Raw genomic sequence first — 16,881 nt, forward strand, 5'->3', positions numbered from 1 at the left:
CCCGTCGCGGCGGCCGAGAAGAAGTGCCCGCTGCATGATCCTTCGAGCTTACCGCGTGCCCTGCCCCGCTGGTAAGCGGCCTGGGGAAACCGGCCGGTAGTTCGCGAGCGGTACGGTTTTCAGCGAATCGCACGCTTGTACGGACCATCGCGTCCGACGAGACGTCACAAAGGAACTCGGATGACCTGGTTACAGCAAGTGGCCGTGCTCGCGGCGGGCATCGCCGCGGGCGGCATCAACACGATCGTCGGCTCCGGCACGCTCATCACCTTCCCCACCCTGCTTGCCTTCGGTTTGCCGCCGGTGACGGCGAACGTGTCGAACACGATCGGTCTGGTCCCCGGCTCGGTCAGCGGGGTGATCGGCTACCGGCGCGAACTGGAAGGACAGCGGTCGCGACTGCTGCAGCTGGGCACCGCCTCGCTGCTCGGTGGCATCACCGGCGCGATCCTGCTGCTCGTCATGCCCGCGGAGGCGTTCAAGGCGATCGTCCCGGTGCTGATCATCGCCGCGCTGATCCTGGTGGTGGTGCAGCCCCGGCTGGCGGCCTGGGTGAAGCGGCGCAGGGCCGACGGTGACGCGGCCACCCCCGCGCACGGCGGCCCGATCCTGCTGGTCGCGGTATTCGGCACCGGCATCTACGGCGGCTACTTCGGCGCCGCCCAGGGCGTGCTGCTGCTCGGCCTGCTCGGGGTGTTCGTGCACGAGGACATCCAGCGGCTCAACGCGGTGAAGAACGTGCTGGCGCTGATCGTCAACGCGGTGTCGGCGGTGATCTTCATCCTGATCGCCGAGGTGAACTGGCAGGCCGTCGCGCTGATCGCGGTCGGTTCGATCATCGGCGGGCAGCTGGGCGCGAAGGTGGGCCGCAGGCTCTCGCCGAACGTCCTGCGCGCGGTGATCGTCGTCGTCGGAACCATCGCGGTGATCCGGCTGCTGACGTCCGGGTGAGCGGGGGCCGCGTCATGCGGCCCGCCCGGCGGTTGTGACTACCACCAAAGGCCCCTCGGTTGAACACCATTGGCGTTTCACACGGGGTATCCTGCGCTCGGCCATGCGTGATGAGGGAGGTGGCCTGGTGCACAGACGTGCCTTCTTCAAGGCGGCGGGACTGGCGACGATCGCCGGTGCCGTGGGGACGACGCTGACGACCACGGCCGCCGCGGCCGATCCGCGCGAGGCGATGTTCCGTACCTGGGTACCGGAGATCTTCGAGCCCATCCCCGACGCGCCGGCGCACACCGAGGCCATCGTCATCGGATCCGGCTTCGGCGCCGCCGTCACCGCACTGCGGCTGGCCGAGGCCGGGATCGCCAACACCGTGCTCGAGCGCGGTTCGCGCTGGCCCAACGACCCGTGGCGGGAGATCTTCACCGGCGACGACCTGCCCGACGGCCGCGGCTTCTGGCACCGCACCAGCTTCACCGGCGTCACCAAGGTGCCGATGAGCTTCGGCAAGTTCGGCGGCGTCCTCGATGTCACCGAGTATCCGGGGATCGACGTGTGGCGCGCGGCCGCGGTGGGCGGCGGCTCGGTGATCTTCACCGGCGCGATGGTGGCGCCCGAGCGCAAGCTGTTCGACCACGTCTTCGGCGGCGTCGTCGACTACGGCGAGCTCGAGCGCGTCTACTACCCGCGGGTGCGCGAGATGCTGCGGCTGGACCCGATGCCCGCCGACATCTACCAGTCCGCGCCGTTCGCGCACTCGCGCGCCTGGGACGACCAGGTCCGCGCCGCGGGCTATCAGCCGGTGGCCAACGACTCGATCTTCACCTGGGACGTGCTGCGCGGCGAGCTGGCGGGCAACTCCCGCGCCTCGGCCACCGCCGCCCGCTCCAACCTGGGCAATTCCAACGGCGCCAAGTTCGACCTGAACCAGAACTACCTGCGCTACGCCAGGGAGACCGGCAGGTCGCAGGTGTACCCGGGCCACCGCGTCGACGCCATCGCCCAGGAGGCGAGCGGCAAGTTCGTGGTCACCGTGACGAAACTGGCCCCGACCGGTCAGCACCTCGGCACCCGCACGCTGACCTGCGACAAGCTGTTCCTCGGCGCCGGTTCCGTCGGCACCTCCGAACTGCTGGTCCGGGCCCAGGCCACCGGCGCGCTGCCCAACCTCAACGAGCACATCGGCGACGGCTGGGGCACCAACGGTGACGTGGTGCTGGCCCGCGGCGCGAGCGCGGTGGCGGGCCAGGGGCAGGGCGTGCCGAGCGCGAGCCGCATCTTCGACGCGTCCGGCGTCCCGCTGACGCTGGAGAACTGGTACATCCCCGGCATTCCGTTCGAGACCGGCGCGCTCGCCTCGCTGGGCATGGTGCTCGACTCGACCAGGGCCCGCTTCGGCTACCACGGCGGCGGTGTCGGGCTGAGCTGGTCGGCGGGCGCGCAGAACGCCGTCGTCGACGCGGCACGCGCGGTCGATCACCGGATCGCCGAACGCGCGGGCGCGGTCGCCGAATACGGCGCGCTCGGCTACGACGCGAACGCCCAGTTCACCGCGCATCCGCTGGGCGGCGCGGTGCTCGGCAAGGCGACCGACGCGTTCGGCCGCGTGCACGGCCACCCCGGCCTCTACGTGATGGACGGCGCGGCGATCCCCGGCAGCACCGCCACGGTCAACCCCTCGCTCACGATCACCGCGCTGGCCGAACGCAATATCGCGGCCGTCATCGGCGCCGGTCGCTGACACTCGCGCGGACGGTCGCGCGCAATGTGACCGATCCGCGCCGATTCGGCCGTACGCTCGGCAAGGACGATGGCGTTCGAAGGGAGTACCGAGGTGGCCTCACCGGGCATCGAGCGGGTCGAGGCATTGCCGGACGTGCGGGCCAAGACGCCGTCGCTGAAGACCGATCTGTTCATGCTGGTGCTGGCCATCATCTCGGTCGGGCTGGTCGTGTGGGTCACCTTCTTCCCGGTCTCCGGGACGACTTATCACGCGATCGTGGTCACCGACTGGACGATCTGCGGCATCTTCCTGATCGAGTTCCTGTGGCGGTGGCGCCGGGCGGGCTGGCCGTGGAGCTTCCCGTTCATCTACTGGTACGAAGTGCTCGGCATGATCCCGGTGACCAGCCCGATCTTCCGCGGGTTCCGGCTGCTGCGGATCGTGGTGATCCTGATCCGGCTCGGCCGGGTCGCCGATCGCGCGCTGGGCGAGCGGGTCACCGCGACGGTGGTGAACCGGTTCGTCGGCACCATCGTCGACGTGATCAAGCGCCCGATGACGATCGCGATCCTCGACGAGGTCTCCAAGGTCCTGCGGGCAGGTCACTACACCAAGAACATCGCCGCGGCGCTGGAGGAGAATCACGCCGAGGTCGACCAGATGATCGTCGACCTGATCAAGAACGACCCGGCGACCAGCAAGCTGCGCTACCTCCCGTTCCACGACGACATCATCCGGCTCGTCGCCGACACCGTGTACCGGATGCTGCGCCAGCTGCTCGACGATCCGCGCACCGACGAACTGGTCGCCGACATGCTGCGGGAGAACCTCGATCAGATCAACGACGCGGTGCGCGCCGGCATCAACGTGCCGCCGTCGCACCGCGGGGCGACGCCCGCCGAGCACGGCGTGCGTCACCACCTCGATCAGGTCAAGCGTGCCTGATCTCGTCGCGCGGGGTCGCGTAGCGCACGGTCTCGAAGATCACCAGCAGGGCCAGCACCGCGCAGAGCAGCGTCAGCGCGGCGAGCGCCGGTAGCTTCGTCGCCACCGGGACGAGCGCGACCAGGATCACCGCGGTGACCACGCGGGGGAGCGAGATCGACTTGGTCGCATAGTATTTCGCCGCGATCACGCCGAGCAGGAACAGGGCGGGCCCGACGTAGAGCGCGATCAGCGGAATACCGTGCAGCGCGTCGGTGAGCTTGTGGTGCGAGGCGTCGCCGACGTAGTACAGCACCTTCTTCAGCCCGAGCGAGAGCGCGATGACACCGGCGATCATCGGGAAATGCCCGTAGGTGTAGCTGCGCTGGGCGATCTTGATCTGGTGCGCGCCGCGGGAATGCGCGAAGGCGTGCTCGATCGAGATCGCCGCGACGTCGAAGTACAGCCACCACAGCAGGCCCGACACCGCGAGGCCGAGCATCGAGCCGAGCGCGATCGGCCACGAGATCGGCAGACCCGCGACCCCGATGCCGATCGAGACGATGGACTCACCGAGCGCGATGATGACGATCAGCCCGTACCGCTCGGCGAAATGCGAGGCCGAGTTGATCCGCCAGTCGCTGCCCGCGAACCAGGTCCAGAGCATGTCGCCGGCGATCGCGCCCAGCCACAGCAGGATCTGGGTGAGGCCGTCGGTCATGGCGGCGACGACGAGCAGGCTGGTGCCGAGGGTGATCGAGCCGATCGCCCAGCGCAGCAACTGCCCGCGCAGCTGGGAGTCCTCGGCGCTGATCACCCAGAAGATCGAGACGTGCACCAGCCGGACCACGAGGTAGGCGATGGCGAAGACCAGCGGGCCGAACCAGCCGCCGCTCAGGTCGTCGAACGCCTCGGGGATGGTCAGTGCCGCGATGAACGCGCCGCCCATCGCGACGAACATCGCGACCCGGGCGATGCCCTCGTCGGCCCTGACCACATTGCCCAGCCAGGAGTAGGCGATCCACAGCCACCACATCAGCGCGAGCACCAGCCCGGCGCGGACCACGTTGGCCGCGGTCGGATCGTCGGCGGCCAGCGCGGTGACCATGGTGAAGGCGAAGACGATCACGAGGTCGAAGAACAGTTCGAGCTGGGTCACCGAGGCGCCTTCGGCCACCTGCTGGAACCGAACCCGTCGAGTACCGATCATGCGCACATCGTCGCACCCGGCGCCGTCGTCCGCGCGGAACGGACGGAGCGTTCGCCGTCGGCGCAACCGCTAGCCGACGCCGTAACGCTCGATCTCGGGATACCGCTCGGCGAAGTCGATGAAGTTCGCGACGACCTCGTTGTTCTCCTTGCGCAGCGTGCGATTGAACAGCACGCCGGGGACGGGCAGCGGGTAGCGCAGTTCGACCCGGAGGTCGACCTCGGTGCCCTCGGGTCCCTCGGCCAGCTCGAACGAGCCGCCGCCCTTGGAGCCGCGGCTGCTGTCGACGACGTCCCAGGACACCCGGTTGTAGTCCCAGGAGTATTCGAGGACCTGCGAATCGGAGTCGCCCATGAAGTGGGCGGTGACGAACACCCGGCGCGGCCTGCCGTCGGGACCGAGGGGGCCGATGCGGACGTCGCTGTAGGACGGTGACCATTCGGCTAGACGATCGACAGCGAGCAGGGCATCCATGACCTGATCGAGCGGGGCATCCACGGTGAAACGGATGTGGGTCTTCGAGCGCATGTCTATCTGTCCTCCGAACCCCCGCTGTCTTCGCGCCCGATTGTGCACAGTTGTACCAGTGATCGTCAACACGTCTATGGTCTGGACAAATGACCGGGTCAGGGGCGTATTGCCCGCTCGACGGCGGTTTCGATCAGTTCCATGCTCTGTTGCTCGGTGAAGATTCCGGGCAGTGTGAGGTGTTCGACGATGAGCCAATTCAGGGCCAGATACAGCAGGAGGACCGAGGCTTCGTCGCCCGGCTGGCCGAACGCCAGGTGGTTGCGGACATTGAAATCCAGGTCGGCCCTGACCCGCTCGGTGAGCACCTCGCGCAGCTCCGGCCGCCGGGTCGCCTCCAGTCGCAATTCGAGTAGCGCGAGGTAGGCGGTGCGGTGCGATTCGATCCGGCCGACCACCTCCTTCATCAGGGCGGTGATGTTCTCGACCGTCTTGGGCCCGTCGCTGACCTGCGCCATCGTCTCCTCGGACGGCTGGACCACCTCGTAGAAGCGGGTGCCTGCCTGGGTGAGCAGCTCGTCGCGGCTGGTGAAGTAGTTGGACGCGGTGCCGACGGGCACCCCGGCCTGCTTGTCCACCGCGCGGAAGGTGAGGCCGCGCGCGCCCTCGCCTGCCAGCACCTCGATCGCCGCGTCCAGCAGCGCCTGCCGTCGTTCGGGATTAGTTCGCACTTGACACCACTCCGTCTGTAGTACTACGTTCAAACCACTTCATTCAGAGTACAACAACTTAGGCGGTACCCATGCGAAAGCTTGTCTACTACATCGGTGTCTCGCTCGACGGCTACATCGCAGGTCCCGGCGGTGAGGTGGACTTCTATCCGACGCCGCAGAACTACATGGAATGGATGACGGCCGAGTTCCCCGATTCGATTCCGACCCATATCCGCCCGCACATCGGGATGGACCCCGGGCTGCCCGCCGTCAAGTGGGACACGGTGCTGATGGGTCGCGGCACCTACATCCTCCCGGGCGAGCACGTCGAGAGCCCGTTCTCGCACCTGAAGCAGTACGTCGTCTCGTCCTCGCTGGACCAGGCCGATCACCCCGGTGTCGAGATCTTCGCCGGCGATCCGGCCGAGCTGGTGCGCGAGCTCAAGCGAGGGGAGGGTGGCGACATCTGGCTGTGCGGCGGCGGGAACCTGGCCGGTCAGCTCATCGGCGAGATCGACGAGATGGTCGTCAAGAGCTACCCGGTCATCGCCGGCGACGGCGTACACGCGTTCACCGGCGTCTTCCAACCGACATCCTTCACGCCGGTGCAGCGCAAGGAATTCGACAACGGCACGCAGGTCACCTGGTTCACCCGGGCCTGATTTCCGCGGTTATCCACAGGTGACGAGCCTGTGTCGTTTTCCACAGGCTGGGGAGGTAGCGGCGAATCCGGTGGACCTGGGCCGGTAGTCTAGGTCGCTGATACCAAGCCTGACTGTCGATCGTGAAGGACCTAGCCGTGGCTCTCGTTGTTCAGAAGTACGGAGGATCCTCGGTGGCCACCGCCGAGCGGATCCGGCGCGTCGCTGAACGGATCGTGGAGACCAAGAAGCAGGGCCACGACGTCGTCGTGGTCTGCTCGGCCATGGGCGACACGACCGACGAGCTGCTCGATCTCGCGGAGCAGGTGGCCCCCGCGCCGCCTGCTCGCGAGATGGACATGCTGCTCACCTCCGGCGAGCGCATCTCGAACGCGCTGGTGGCCATGGCGATTCATTCGCTCGGCGCCGAAGCACGCTCGTTCACCGGATCCCAAGCCGGCGTGATCACCACCGGCGCGCACGGCAACGCCAAGATCATCGACGTCACCCCGGGCCGCCTGCAGGAGGCGCTGGCCGAGGGACAGATCGTGCTGGTCGCCGGTTTCCAGGGCGTCAGCCAGGACAGCAAGGACGTCACCACGCTGGGCCGCGGTGGTTCCGACACCACCGCCGTCGCCCTGGCCGCGGCGCTGAAAGCCGATGTCTGCGAGATCTACACCGACGTGGACGGCATCTTCAGCGCCGACCCGCGCATCGTCGGCGACGCGCAGAAGCTCGACAAGATCTCCTACGAGGAGATGCTCGAGATGGCCGCCTGCGGCTCGAAGGTGCTCATGCTGCGCTGCGTGGAGTACGCGCGCCGCTACAACGTTCCCGTTCATGTCCGGTCGTCCTACACCGACAAGATCGGCACCACTGTTTTCGGATCGATGGAGGACATTCCCGTGGAGCAGGCAATCCTGACCGGCGTCGCGCACGACCGCAGCGAGGCCAAGGTGACCGTCGTCGCCCTGCCGGACGAGCCGGGCTACGCGGCCAAGGTGTTCCGCGCGGTCGCCGACGCCGAGATCAACATCGACATGGTGCTGCAGAACATCTCCAAGGTCGACACGGGCAAGACCGACATCACCTTCACCCTGCCCAAGACCGACGGCGCCCGCGCGGTCGAGATGCTCACCAAGCGGCAGGACGAGATCGGCTTCGCGCAGGTCCTCTACGACGACCACATCGGCAAGGTCTCGCTGGTCGGCGCCGGCATGAAGTCGCACCCGGGCGTCACCGCCACCTTCTGTGAGGCGCTGGCCAACGCGGGCGTGAACATCGATCTGATCTCCACCTCGGAGATCCGGATCTCGGTGCTCGTGCGCGACACCGAACTCGACGAGGCCGTGCAGGTCCTGCACAAGGCCTTCGATCTCGGCGGCGAAGAGGCCGCCGTCGTCCACGGCGGAACGGGGCGTTAAGCGATGGGTGTACGGGTAGGAGTCGTCGGCGCGACCGGTCAGGTCGGCGCCGTCATGCGCAAGCTGCTGGAAGAGCGCAACTTCCCGGCCGACGAGGTGCGGTTCTTCGCGTCCGCGCGCTCGGCCGGTAAGACGCTGCCGTGGCGCGGCGGTGAGATCGTCGTCGAGGACACCGAGACCGCCGATCCGTCGGGTCTCGACATCGCGCTGTTCTCGGCCGGTGCCACCATGTCCCGCGTGCAGGCCCCGCGCTTCGCCGCGGCGGGTGTCACCGTGATCGACAACTCCTCGGCCTGGCGCAAGGATCCCGATGTGCCGCTGGTGGTCTCGGAGGTCAACCCCGAGGCCACGCGCAACCTGCCCAAGGGCATCATCGCGAACCCGAACTGCACCACCATGGCCGCGATGCCGGTGCTCAAGCCGCTGCACGACGTGGCGGGCCTGCAGCGCCTGATCGTGTCGAGCTACCAGGCCGTGTCCGGGAGCGGCCTGGCCGGTGTCGAGGAGCTCGCCACGCAGATCCGCGCGGTGGCCGACGACGCCGAGAAGCTGGTGCACGACGGCAGCGCCGTGGAGTTCCCCGCGCCGAACAAGTACGTCGCCCCGATCGCGTTCGACGTGATCCCGCTGGCCGGCGCGCTGGTCGACGACGGCTCCGGCGAGACCGACGAGGACCAGAAGCTGCGCAACGAGAGCCGCAAGATTCTCGGCCTGCCCGACCTGCTGGTCAGCGGCACCTGCGTGCGCGTGCCGGTCTTCACCGGTCACTCGCTGTCGATCAATGCCGAGTTCGCCGAACCGCTTTCGGTGCTGCGGGCGCAGGAATTGCTGGCCAAGGCGCCGGGCGTGCGCCTGGTCGACGTGCCGACCCCGCTGGCCGCCGCGGGCCAGGACGACTCGCTGGTCGGCCGCATCCGCCAGGATCCGGGCGTCCCGAACGGCCGCGGCCTCGCGCTGTTCATCTCCGGCGACAACCTGCGTAAGGGCGCCGCGCTCAACACCATTCAGATCGCGGAAGTCCTGCTGAACAACCGCTGAGCGCCGTCGTCGAACGGGCTGGTCCACCGATACCGGTGGGTCGGCCCGTTTTTCGTGCTCAGGACTCGGTCCGGCGCAGTCCATCCAGGATGACCGCGAAGGTCAGCTGCCGCTGGCGCTCGTCGGCTTCGCGAGTGGCGCCGAATCCGGCCTTCAGGATGAGCATCAGGTCGTCGACATCGATATCGGACCTGATCGCGCCGTGCCGCTGCGCGCGCCGCAGCAGTGTGCCGATGGCGCCGGGCAGGTCGGCCGACGCGCCGACCGTGGCCAGCCGATCCGAGCCGACCGCATCGGCGAGATCGCGCTTCACGCCGTTCTCCCGGCCGAGAAATGCCAGGAATTCGAAGAACGCCGCCCCGGCATCGTCGGCCTCGGACAGTTCCCGCGCATAGGCCGCGGCGCGCTCGACCCGGTCGATGATCGCCGCCGTGAACAGCGCTTCCTTGGTCGGAAAGTGCCGGTACACGGTGCCCGCGCCGACGCCGGCGCGTCGCGCGATCTCGTCGATCGGCACCGAAAGGCCTTCGGCGGCAAAGGCTTCCTGTGCCGCGGTGAGGACCAGCGCGCGATTGCGGCGGGCGTCGGCGCGCAGCGGGCGTGGTTCGTCGGGCACGGTGGCGATTCTAGCGAGGACCGTTGACAACCGGGGCGATGGTTCCGGATGATAAACGGGTCCATCGTTCCGGTTATGAAGGATGCTCCGATGACCGAAAGCCCGGTCCAGCTCGTCGAGCGGTTGATGGCCGTTCTCCCCGCCCGCGATGCGACGGCCTTCACCGCCGAATTCGCCGACGACGCCGTCTTCGAGATGCCGTTCGCGCCGCCCGGCGTGCCCGGCCGCATCGTCGGTCGCACGGCGATCCGCGACGCCCTCCGGCAGGGGTGGGCGGCCACCTCGGCGGTCCAGGTGCACGCCGTCCATCCACGGATCTACGCCACCGACGACCCCGAGGTCGTGGTGGTGGAGACCGAGGTGGAGGTGACCCGCCCCGGTGCAGAACGCGTCCGGGTCCGCTCCGCGATCAACGTGATCCGGGTGCGCGCGGGCGAGGTGGTGCTGTACCGCGACTACCTGGACTCGGCCCGTTTCCGGCATCCCGGCAACAGCGGCGTCGAGGGGGACTCGCGATCCTGACCGGTGCGGCCTAGCGCCGGATCCCGGGGGTGCGCGGATCGTCGCCGAGGCAGACCAGCACCGCGCATCCCGGCGGAATGCTCGCGAACGGCGCGGCCAGCGGCTGGTTCAGGCACTCGAAGACGGTGCAGCCCGGATAGGCGCCGGGACCGATGCCGAAGACCGCGAGCAGGATGTTGGCATCGATCAGCCGCGCCGGATCGAACTCCACCGGCGGCTCGACGTACGGTTCGGCGACCGGCGTCGGCACATCGGTGAACGCCGCGAACAGCCGGCGGAAGAACTCGTGCGGCAGTTCCTCGGGATGCGCGATCACCCCGCTCGCGCCGTAGGCGGTCTCGTTGCCGAACGCGCCGGTCCACATGACCATCAGGTCGAGACCGGGCAGGAAGAAGACGTTCTGCAGTGCGAGCCCCGACATGAAGAAGCCGTCGGCGGGGAGGAAGTCGGGGGACTCGGCACAATTGGCGCCCACCCAGAACAGGTAGCCGTAGCAGTGGTTCCGGGGCGATGGGGTGCGGGCTTTGCGCAGGTAGTCGGCCGAGATCACCCGGTGCGCGCCCCAGCTCCCGTCGTTGGCGACGAGCAGGCCGATCTTGGCGAGGTTGTTGGGCGGCAGCAGCAGGTGGGCGTAGCCGTACGTATGCCCGGAGCGGTCCCGCGCCCAGTAGTAGTCCGAGCGGGCGATGCCGAGCGGGTCGAACAGCTCGCGCTGCGCGAACTGTTGCAGCGGTTCGCCGACGGCCAGCTCGATCACCCACGACAGCAGGTCGACATTGCGCTGGCTGTAGCTGAACGTGGTGCCCGGCGGGTTGGCCAGCTCCACCGCCAGCGCCTGGACCGCGCTGTTCGGGTCGACCGGGATCACCGCGGTGATGCCCTCGGTGAGCACGCCGACCGTCATGCCCGAGGTCTCGGTGAGCAGGTTCTCCACCGTGATCGACCGGTGCAGCGCGTCGCCGAGGCCGGCCGGCAGATAGCGGTCGATCGGAGCGCCGATCTCGAGTTTGCCCTGGTCGGAAGCGATTCCGGCGAGCAGCGACACCACCGACTTGGTGACGCTCCAGATGTTCCACGCCACGTCGCCGGTCTCGTCGTTGCGCGGACCCTCCCCGACGAGGCAATTGTGCCGGAACACCTGGACATTGAGCCGGTTGCGGGTGTCGGCGAACCGCAGGGCCTCGTCGAGCTTGGCCGGGTCGAGTCCGACCTGTTCCGGACGGGCGCGTTCGAGGTCGCGTTCGGAGGTCACCGCGCACGTCTTCGCGGTGGTGGGGGCGGCCACCGCGGGTGGGGCGACCAGTGTCGCCGAAGCCAGTGCAGCCACGATCGTTCCCGCGAAAAATCCCCTGATCAGCCCCATACGGCCGAGACTAGCCCGCGCCGTCGTCCGTAACCTGTATAGCGGGGCCGCCCGATCCCCTAATCACGGGCATGTTCATCTACCCGTAAAGCCCCGAACCAGATAGATCGTCGCGCCGACAGCCAGCACCCCGAGGCCGGCGAGCACCGATCCGATCGGCAGCGCGAACCCGACGACGACGCAGCCCAGCGCCCCGAGCACCGGCACCCAGCGCGGCGGCCTGCCCTCGGCCGTGGTCAGCGTGGCCGCCGACAGATTGGCGACCAGGTAGTAGGTGAGGACCGCGAACGAGGAGAACCCGATCGCCGCCCGCAGGTCCACCGTCGCCGCCAGCACCGCGACGACGGCGCCCACCGCCAGCTCGGCCCGATGCGGCACCGCGTAGCGCGGATGCACCGCGGCGAGCGGGCGCGGCAGATGCCCGTCGCGCGCCATCGCCAGCGTGGTCCGTGAGACACCGAGGATCAGAGCCATCAGCGACCCCGCCGCCGCGAGCACCGCCCCGGCCCGCACCACCGGCACCAGCCACCCCGCCCCAGCCGCCTCGACGACCCGCGCCAGCGGATCACCCGCCGCCGCGAGCCCACCGGACCCGAGGGTGAGCAGCGCGGCCACCGCGACCAGCGCGTACACCACCAGCGCCCCCGCCAGCGCGAGCATGATCGCCCGCGGAATCGTGCGCGCCGGGTCGCGCACCTCCTCGCCGAGCGTGGCGATCCGCGCGTAGCCGGCGAACGCGAAGAACAGCAGACCCGCCGCCTGCAACACGCCGTACGGCCCGATCTCCGCGTCGAGAACCGTTGCCGCCGAATGATCCCCACCGATCCCCACCACGACCACCGCCGCCAGCACCGCCAGCACCAGCCCCACGATCACCCGCGTCGCCAGCGCCGACTTCTGCACGCCCACATAGTTGATCGCGGTCACCACGATCACCACCCCCACCGCCACCCCGTGCGCCTGCGCGGGCCACGCGTAACTCCCCACGGTCAACGCCATCGCCGCGCACGACGCCGTCTTCCCGACCACGAACCCCCACCCCGCCAGATATCCCCAGAACTCGCCGAGCCGCTCCCGCCCGTACACATACGTCCCGCCCGACACCGGATACACCGCAGCCAGCCGCGCAGACGACATCGCATTGCAATACGCCACCACCGCCGCCACCCCCAACGCCACCAGCAACCACGACCCGGCCACCCCCGCCGCGGGCCCCAACGCCGCGAACACCCCGGCCCCCACCATCGCCCCCAGCCCGATCACCACCGAGTCCCGCACACCCAGCTCACGTCGCAACGGCAGATCGGAAGTCATGCGCTCATCGTCGAACATCCCCCGGCATCCCGCGACCGGACGCGGCCGGAGACGACAAACGCCGCCAGGTCGATGAGGGAGACCTGGCGGCGTTCGAGTCGAAGGGCCGCCGCGTGGACGGCCCGTCAAGGTGCCGACGCCCCACAAGCGCCTCTCGGCGGGTGGTCGCTCGTAGCGACAAAGGGGTGAGGCCCGGGGCTGTTCGGGCGCCGACAGTGAGGTCCAACGCGGCGCACCCCGCGCGCATTCCACACCCGTGGTGTGACGGCGGTGACAGTGGATGTCAGCCGTCGCAGAACATGTAGCAGCCCGGCTGATCGGGCTGCGCGGTGGTGGTCGTGACCGGGACGACGGTGGTCGCCGGCGGCCGGTGACTCGGCTGGTCGACGCCGGTGACCTCGATCCCGGTCATCACCGCGAGGGCCAGCCCGATCATCGTGACCAGCCCGTACGCGGCATGGGCCACGCTCGGTGCGCGGCCACGCGGCAGCGCGAACAGCAGCAGGTAGGGATCGATCATCAGTGCGCTCCGTCCAGATCGGTGACCGCGGGCAGGGCCGCGGCCGTGGGGTTGCCGCCTGTGGCGCGCGCGGCCAGCAGCGCCATGACGGTGGTGAGAGTCAGACCGAACTCGGCCGCCCGCAGCTCGGCGATTTCCCGGTCCAGGCCGGTGGTCCGGAAGTCGGTGTCGAGCAGGATCATCTCGGCCAGTACCAGACCCGAGATCGCCTGCGCCTCGGTCAGCGCGACGCCGGGCAGGTACGACAGCGTCCACCGGCCGCGATCCGGGCCGGGCAGGTCGATCCGGAATGCCGCTTCCTGCGCGACACTGCTGGTGACGAGCCATTCCGCCGTCTGGATGATTGCCATCGCAGGCCCCCTTGTCGGGTCGTCGAGCACATCGCTCGAGGTGATGTATCCATGCTGTTCCGGGGCACCGGCGCGGCGGCATCCGTGCGGTCCGGCTACTTTCTCGGCAACCGACAACGCCTTGACCTGCATGAATGTGCCTGGTACCCAGGAAATATCGCGGTGGCGTCCCGAAGTTCTCCGGCACAGGGCTCGTCAGCAGCCGTCGATGGCGCTGTCGATGCCGGGGGAGCACTGTCGGAGGGCGGGGATGGTGGCTGTCGGCGACGGAGAATTCGGTGCGGACGCGGAGGGGCGGCGTCGGCTACGTCAGGTCTATCGCGGTCTCGGCCTGTCGGATCGGGAGCTGGTCGCGCCGATGGCCGCCGAGATGCTCCGGCACGGTCGCAGGCCACGGCAGGCGTGGCGGCTGGCCAACGACCTGACTCAGGAAGCGGTCGCGCACCGCTTCAACGAGCGGGTGCGCGAGCGCGACGCGCCGATGGTCAATTCGCGGATCGCCGCCTACGAATCCTGGCCGAACGGTCGCAGCTCCGCCCGGCCGACGGTGGAGGTACTCGAGATCCTGGCCGAGATCTACGGCACGACCTGGGATCAGCTGGTCGACGCCGAGGACATCGTCCGCCTGTCACCGCACGTGCTGAGCAAGCTGGCCGACGCCGTGTCCGCCCGCGTCGCGGCCGCCGACCCGGCGGGCCGGAGCTCCGGACGCGCGATGCCGAGCGATGTCTCCGATTTCGTCGGCCGGTCGGGCCAGCTGGACGAGATCCATCGCCGCATAGTCGACCATCTCCAGCAGCGCAAGCCCGCCGTGCACGTGATCGCCGGGCCGATGGGCGTCGGCAAGACGGCGCTGGCGCGCCAGGCCAGAACGGCGTTCGCGCGCCGCTACCCGGATCGCAGTTTCTGGGAGGACCTGCACGGACACACGCCCGGCACCGAGCCGCGCGATCCGGCCGACGTGCTGGAGCAGCTCCTGCTGCAGGTCGGCGTCTCGCCCGAATCGATCGAGAGCGATCTGGCCGGGAGAGCGCATCAGTGGCAGGAGGTGATGCGCAACCGGCGCTCGTTCATCGTCTTCGACAACGCGCTGGACAGCAAACAGGTTCGCTACCTACAGCCGCAGTCGCCCGGTTGCTTCGTGCTGATCACCAGCCGCGCCAAACTGACCGGGCTGGCGGGCGCTGTGCCGCTCCCGCTGGAAGTGATGGGTGACGACGAGGCCCGCGAACTCCTGGTGCGGCTGGCCTGCCTCGGACCCGACCACGACGAGGCGGCGGTGTCCCAGATCCTGCGCACCGCGGGCAGATTGCCGTTGGCCATCAAGCTGATCGCCGGGCAGATCGCCAACTACGGTCCCGAGATGCTCGCCGAGTGCGCGGCGGAGTTCGCCGACCACACCGCCGCGCTGCGGTCCGCACCGCCGGACCATCCCGGCGGCGAGTCGGCCGCCGAGCACATTCTCGGCTGGTTCACCGCCGAGGACCAGTCGCTCTACGCGGCGTTCGAACTGTCCTACGACCGGCTCAGCGATCCGTTGCAGCGCCGGGTGCTGCGGCTGATCGGGTGGTTCCCCGGCCCGGAGATCACCGCGGAGGCGGTGGCGTTGATGGCGCGGATCAGTCTCGCGCAGTCGAAGTCGTTGCTGCGCAGTCTGTCCGAGGCCGGCTTCATCGATCGGTCGGTGCGCGTCGGGCACTGCTATCGCGCGCACGACGTGGTGCAGCTGTGTGCCCGCAGACACGCCGAACAGGAAGACCCGCCGAGCGATCACGCCGCGACGATGACCCGGCTGATCGATGGCTACCTGGAGCAGGCGCACGAGCACGGCGTCCCCGCCGGGCGGGCCGAGCACATCCGTCGCCGCACCCGGCTGCCCGAGGTCTTCGAGGCCGCGGAGCCGGACACCAAGGCCGCCTACGAATGGCTGACGGTGGAGCGGGCGAATCTGCTGGCCTGCATCGCCGCGGCGCGGCCGACACCGCGGACCGCCGAGCTGGCAATGCTGCTGACCCAGCCGCTGTGGTACCTGGGGTGCTGGACCGATGCCCGGCGGCTGTGCGGCACCCTGCACCACATCGCCGTGACCGCCGCGGACCGCTCGGCGGAGGTCGGGGCGTTGTTGCAGCTCGGCCGGATCGACCAGCTCGGTGGCTGCTACGACGACTCCGACACCAGTCTGCGCCACGCGCTGGCGATCGCGAACGAGACCGGCGATCGGCAGCGGCGCGCGGAGATCCTGTGCGAATTGGGCCAGACCGCATGGCTCGACGGCGCGCACGCGGAGGCCGAGGAGTACTACACCGAGGCACTGGAGCTCGCTCGCGAGCACGGCTACCGCCCGGCCGAATGCGACGCGCACCGCGGACTCGGCCATGTGCGCAGGCTCGAATGCCGCTACGGCGAGGCGACCGCGCACCTGGTGACCGCGGCCCGGATCGCGACAGCCCTCGACGACCCGTGGCGAATGGCCTCGGTCCGCTGGGGACACGGTGAGGTGGCGCGCAGGCTCGGTGACAATGCCACCGCGACCGCCGACTACACCGCCGCGTTGCGCACCGCCAGGCCACTCGGCGACGAGATCACCGTCGGCGACGCGCTGCGCGGGCTCGGGCATCTCACCCGGCTGGTCGGTGATCCGATCGCGGCGACGTATTTCGCCGAATCACTGGAGATCTCGACCCGCCTCTACGACCGGTACGGCAAGACCTGGTCGCTGTGGGGCCTGGGCAATCTCGACCGGGACGCGGGCCGATGGGAGGCGGCGCGCCGCTGCTACGCGGAGGGCCTCGAGATCGCCGAGGCGATCAAGGTGTCGCTGGCCCGGGTCGACCACCATCGTGGACTCGGTCATATCGAACGCGAATGCGGTGATCACGCCGCCGCCAACGCGCACTACCGAGCGTCGCTGCGGATCGCCGAACAGGTCAACGACCCCAACGGTCAAGGCGACGCCCTACGGGCGCTCGGCAGCGTGATGCGGCTGCAGGGCCGCACCGCCGAGGCCTGCGAACTGCTGCGCGCCGCACTGCGCTGTTACGAACCCCTCGGCGTCCCGGCCGCGGAACGCACCAGAAAGGTGCTGCGGGACTACGGATGTGAATAAC

Annotated in this window: 16 protein-coding genes; 8 read left to right on the forward strand and 8 right to left on the reverse strand. The window is 69.1% G+C overall.

The window, feature by feature from the left end; all coding sequences use genetic code 11:
- The first annotated feature begins 180 nt into the window (after nt 1-180).
- The 3 genes from AB0L91_RS13450 (at nt 181) to AB0L91_RS13460 (ending at nt 3,616) form a co-directional block, all read left to right on the forward strand.
- Complete coding sequence (locus tag AB0L91_RS13450; protein WP_355280959.1) at nt 181-951, forward strand: sulfite exporter TauE/SafE family protein; 771 nt, start codon at nt 181-183, stop codon at nt 949-951.
- Nucleotides 952-1,078: 127 nt separating this feature from the next.
- Nucleotides 1,079-2,689 carry a GMC oxidoreductase gene (locus tag AB0L91_RS13455; RefSeq protein WP_365009774.1) on the forward strand — a complete coding sequence of 537 codons (1,611 nt, stop codon included), beginning with the start codon at nt 1,079-1,081 and terminating at the stop codon, nt 2,687-2,689.
- 69 nt (nt 2,690-2,758) lie between these two features.
- Nucleotides 2,759-3,616 carry an ion transporter gene (locus AB0L91_RS13460; RefSeq protein ID WP_365009777.1) on the forward strand — a complete coding sequence of 286 codons (858 nt, stop codon included), beginning with the start codon at nt 2,759-2,761 and terminating at the stop codon, nt 3,614-3,616.
- Here the strand turns inward: AB0L91_RS13460 and AB0L91_RS13465 are convergent.
- The 3 genes from AB0L91_RS13465 to AB0L91_RS13475 form a co-directional block, all read right to left on the reverse strand.
- A complete protein-coding gene (locus AB0L91_RS13465) occupies nt 3,603-4,805 on the reverse strand; it encodes a low temperature requirement protein A (RefSeq protein ID WP_365009780.1) in 1,203 nt (400 codons plus the stop codon). The genes AB0L91_RS13460 and AB0L91_RS13465 overlap by 14 nt on opposite strands.
- Before the next feature lie 69 nt (nt 4,806-4,874).
- Complete coding sequence (locus AB0L91_RS13470; RefSeq protein WP_355280952.1) at nt 4,875-5,333, reverse strand: SRPBCC family protein; 459 nt, start codon at nt 5,331-5,333, stop codon at nt 4,875-4,877.
- A gap of 98 nt (nt 5,334-5,431) precedes the next feature.
- The gene (locus tag AB0L91_RS13475) at nt 5,432-6,004 is read right to left on the reverse strand and encodes a TetR family transcriptional regulator (RefSeq protein WP_365009784.1); all 573 of its coding nucleotides are present in this window, start codon (nt 6,002-6,004) and stop codon (nt 5,432-5,434) included.
- A 71-nt stretch (nt 6,005-6,075) separates the two neighbouring features.
- Between AB0L91_RS13475 and AB0L91_RS13480 the strand changes: the two genes are divergently transcribed.
- From AB0L91_RS13480 to AB0L91_RS13490, 3 genes are all read left to right on the forward strand, one after another.
- Nucleotides 6,076-6,648: a dihydrofolate reductase family protein gene (locus AB0L91_RS13480; protein WP_365009787.1), complete on the forward strand. Its 573-nt coding sequence runs from the start codon at nt 6,076-6,078 to the stop codon at nt 6,646-6,648.
- Nucleotides 6,649-6,785: 137 nt separating this feature from the next.
- The gene (locus tag AB0L91_RS13485) at nt 6,786-8,051 is read left to right on the forward strand and encodes an aspartate kinase (protein ID WP_218716967.1); all 1,266 of its coding nucleotides are present in this window, start codon (nt 6,786-6,788) and stop codon (nt 8,049-8,051) included.
- Between the two features lie 3 nt (nt 8,052-8,054).
- Entirely contained in the window at nt 8,055-9,089 is a 1,035-nt protein-coding gene (locus AB0L91_RS13490; RefSeq protein ID WP_365009790.1) for an aspartate-semialdehyde dehydrogenase, read from the forward strand.
- A 58-nt stretch (nt 9,090-9,147) separates the two neighbouring features.
- On the opposite strand, the gene AB0L91_RS13495 is transcribed toward AB0L91_RS13490, so the two are convergent.
- Nucleotides 9,148-9,735, reverse strand: a complete 588-nt coding sequence (locus AB0L91_RS13495) for a helix-turn-helix domain-containing protein (protein ID WP_365009791.1) — start codon at nt 9,733-9,735, stop codon at nt 9,148-9,150.
- A 60-nt stretch (nt 9,736-9,795) separates the two neighbouring features.
- On the opposite strand from AB0L91_RS13495, the gene AB0L91_RS13500 reads away from it, so the two are divergent.
- On the forward strand, nt 9,796-10,227 hold the full coding sequence (locus tag AB0L91_RS13500; protein ID WP_365009793.1) for a nuclear transport factor 2 family protein: 432 nt from the start codon (nt 9,796-9,798) through the stop codon (nt 10,225-10,227).
- Nucleotides 10,228-10,237: 10 nt separating this feature from the next.
- Here AB0L91_RS13500 and AB0L91_RS13505 read toward each other — a convergent pair whose 3' ends face one another.
- From AB0L91_RS13505 to AB0L91_RS13520, 4 genes are all read right to left on the reverse strand, one after another.
- Entirely contained in the window at nt 10,238-11,554 is a 1,317-nt protein-coding gene (locus AB0L91_RS13505) for a serine hydrolase (RefSeq protein WP_365009795.1), read from the reverse strand.
- Between the two features lie 111 nt (nt 11,555-11,665).
- Nucleotides 11,666-12,904 (reverse strand): amino acid permease, encoded by a 1,239-nt coding sequence (locus tag AB0L91_RS13510; RefSeq protein ID WP_365009798.1) that lies wholly within the window; start codon nt 12,902-12,904, stop codon nt 11,666-11,668.
- Nucleotides 12,905-13,187: 283 nt separating this feature from the next.
- Nucleotides 13,188-13,424: a hypothetical protein gene (locus AB0L91_RS13515; protein WP_365009800.1), complete on the reverse strand. Its 237-nt coding sequence runs from the start codon at nt 13,422-13,424 to the stop codon at nt 13,188-13,190.
- Nucleotides 13,424-13,774 carry a hypothetical protein gene (locus AB0L91_RS13520; protein WP_365009801.1) on the reverse strand — a complete coding sequence of 117 codons (351 nt, stop codon included), beginning with the start codon at nt 13,772-13,774 and terminating at the stop codon, nt 13,424-13,426. Before AB0L91_RS13520 ends, AB0L91_RS13515 begins: the two co-directional genes overlap by 1 nt.
- Before the next feature lie 250 nt (nt 13,775-14,024).
- On the opposite strand from AB0L91_RS13520, the gene AB0L91_RS13525 reads away from it, so the two are divergent.
- Complete coding sequence (locus AB0L91_RS13525) at nt 14,025-16,880, forward strand: tetratricopeptide repeat protein (RefSeq protein WP_365009804.1); 2,856 nt, start codon at nt 14,025-14,027, stop codon at nt 16,878-16,880.
- Nucleotide 16,881: the final 1 nt, after the last annotated feature.

Source organism: Nocardia sp. NPDC051833 (assembly GCF_040681225.1).
Classification (GTDB): Bacteria; Actinomycetota; Actinomycetes; order Mycobacteriales; family Mycobacteriaceae; genus Nocardia.

Excerpts from the sequence above, each read along its gene's own strand:
- AB0L91_RS13465 (WP_365009780.1), bottom strand. The coding sequence starts at position 4,805 with ATGATCGGTACTCGACGGGTTCGGTTCCAGCAGGTGGCCGAAGGCGCC.
- AB0L91_RS13525 (WP_365009804.1), top strand. The coding sequence starts at position 14,025 with ATGGTGGCTGTCGGCGACGGAGAATTCGGTGCGGACGCGGAGGGGCGG.
- AB0L91_RS13460 (WP_365009777.1), top strand. The coding sequence starts at position 2,759 with ATGGCGTTCGAAGGGAGTACCGAGGTGGCCTCACCGGGCATCGAGCGG.
- AB0L91_RS13515 (WP_365009800.1), bottom strand. The coding sequence starts at position 13,424 with ATGATCGATCCCTACCTGCTGCTGTTCGCGCTGCCGCGTGGCCGCGCA.
- AB0L91_RS13500 (WP_365009793.1), top strand. The coding sequence starts at position 9,796 with ATGACCGAAAGCCCGGTCCAGCTCGTCGAGCGGTTGATGGCCGTTCTC.
- AB0L91_RS13520 (WP_365009801.1), bottom strand. The coding sequence starts at position 13,774 with ATGGCAATCATCCAGACGGCGGAATGGCTCGTCACCAGCAGTGTCGCG.
- AB0L91_RS13490 (WP_365009790.1), top strand. The coding sequence starts at position 8,055 with ATGGGTGTACGGGTAGGAGTCGTCGGCGCGACCGGTCAGGTCGGCGCC.
- AB0L91_RS13510 (WP_365009798.1), bottom strand. The coding sequence starts at position 12,904 with ATGACTTCCGATCTGCCGTTGCGACGTGAGCTGGGTGTGCGGGACTCG.
- AB0L91_RS13450 (WP_355280959.1), top strand. The coding sequence starts at position 181 with ATGACCTGGTTACAGCAAGTGGCCGTGCTCGCGGCGGGCATCGCCGCG.
- AB0L91_RS13480 (WP_365009787.1), top strand. The coding sequence starts at position 6,076 with ATGCGAAAGCTTGTCTACTACATCGGTGTCTCGCTCGACGGCTACATC.
- AB0L91_RS13470 (WP_355280952.1), bottom strand. The coding sequence starts at position 5,333 with ATGCGCTCGAAGACCCACATCCGTTTCACCGTGGATGCCCCGCTCGAT.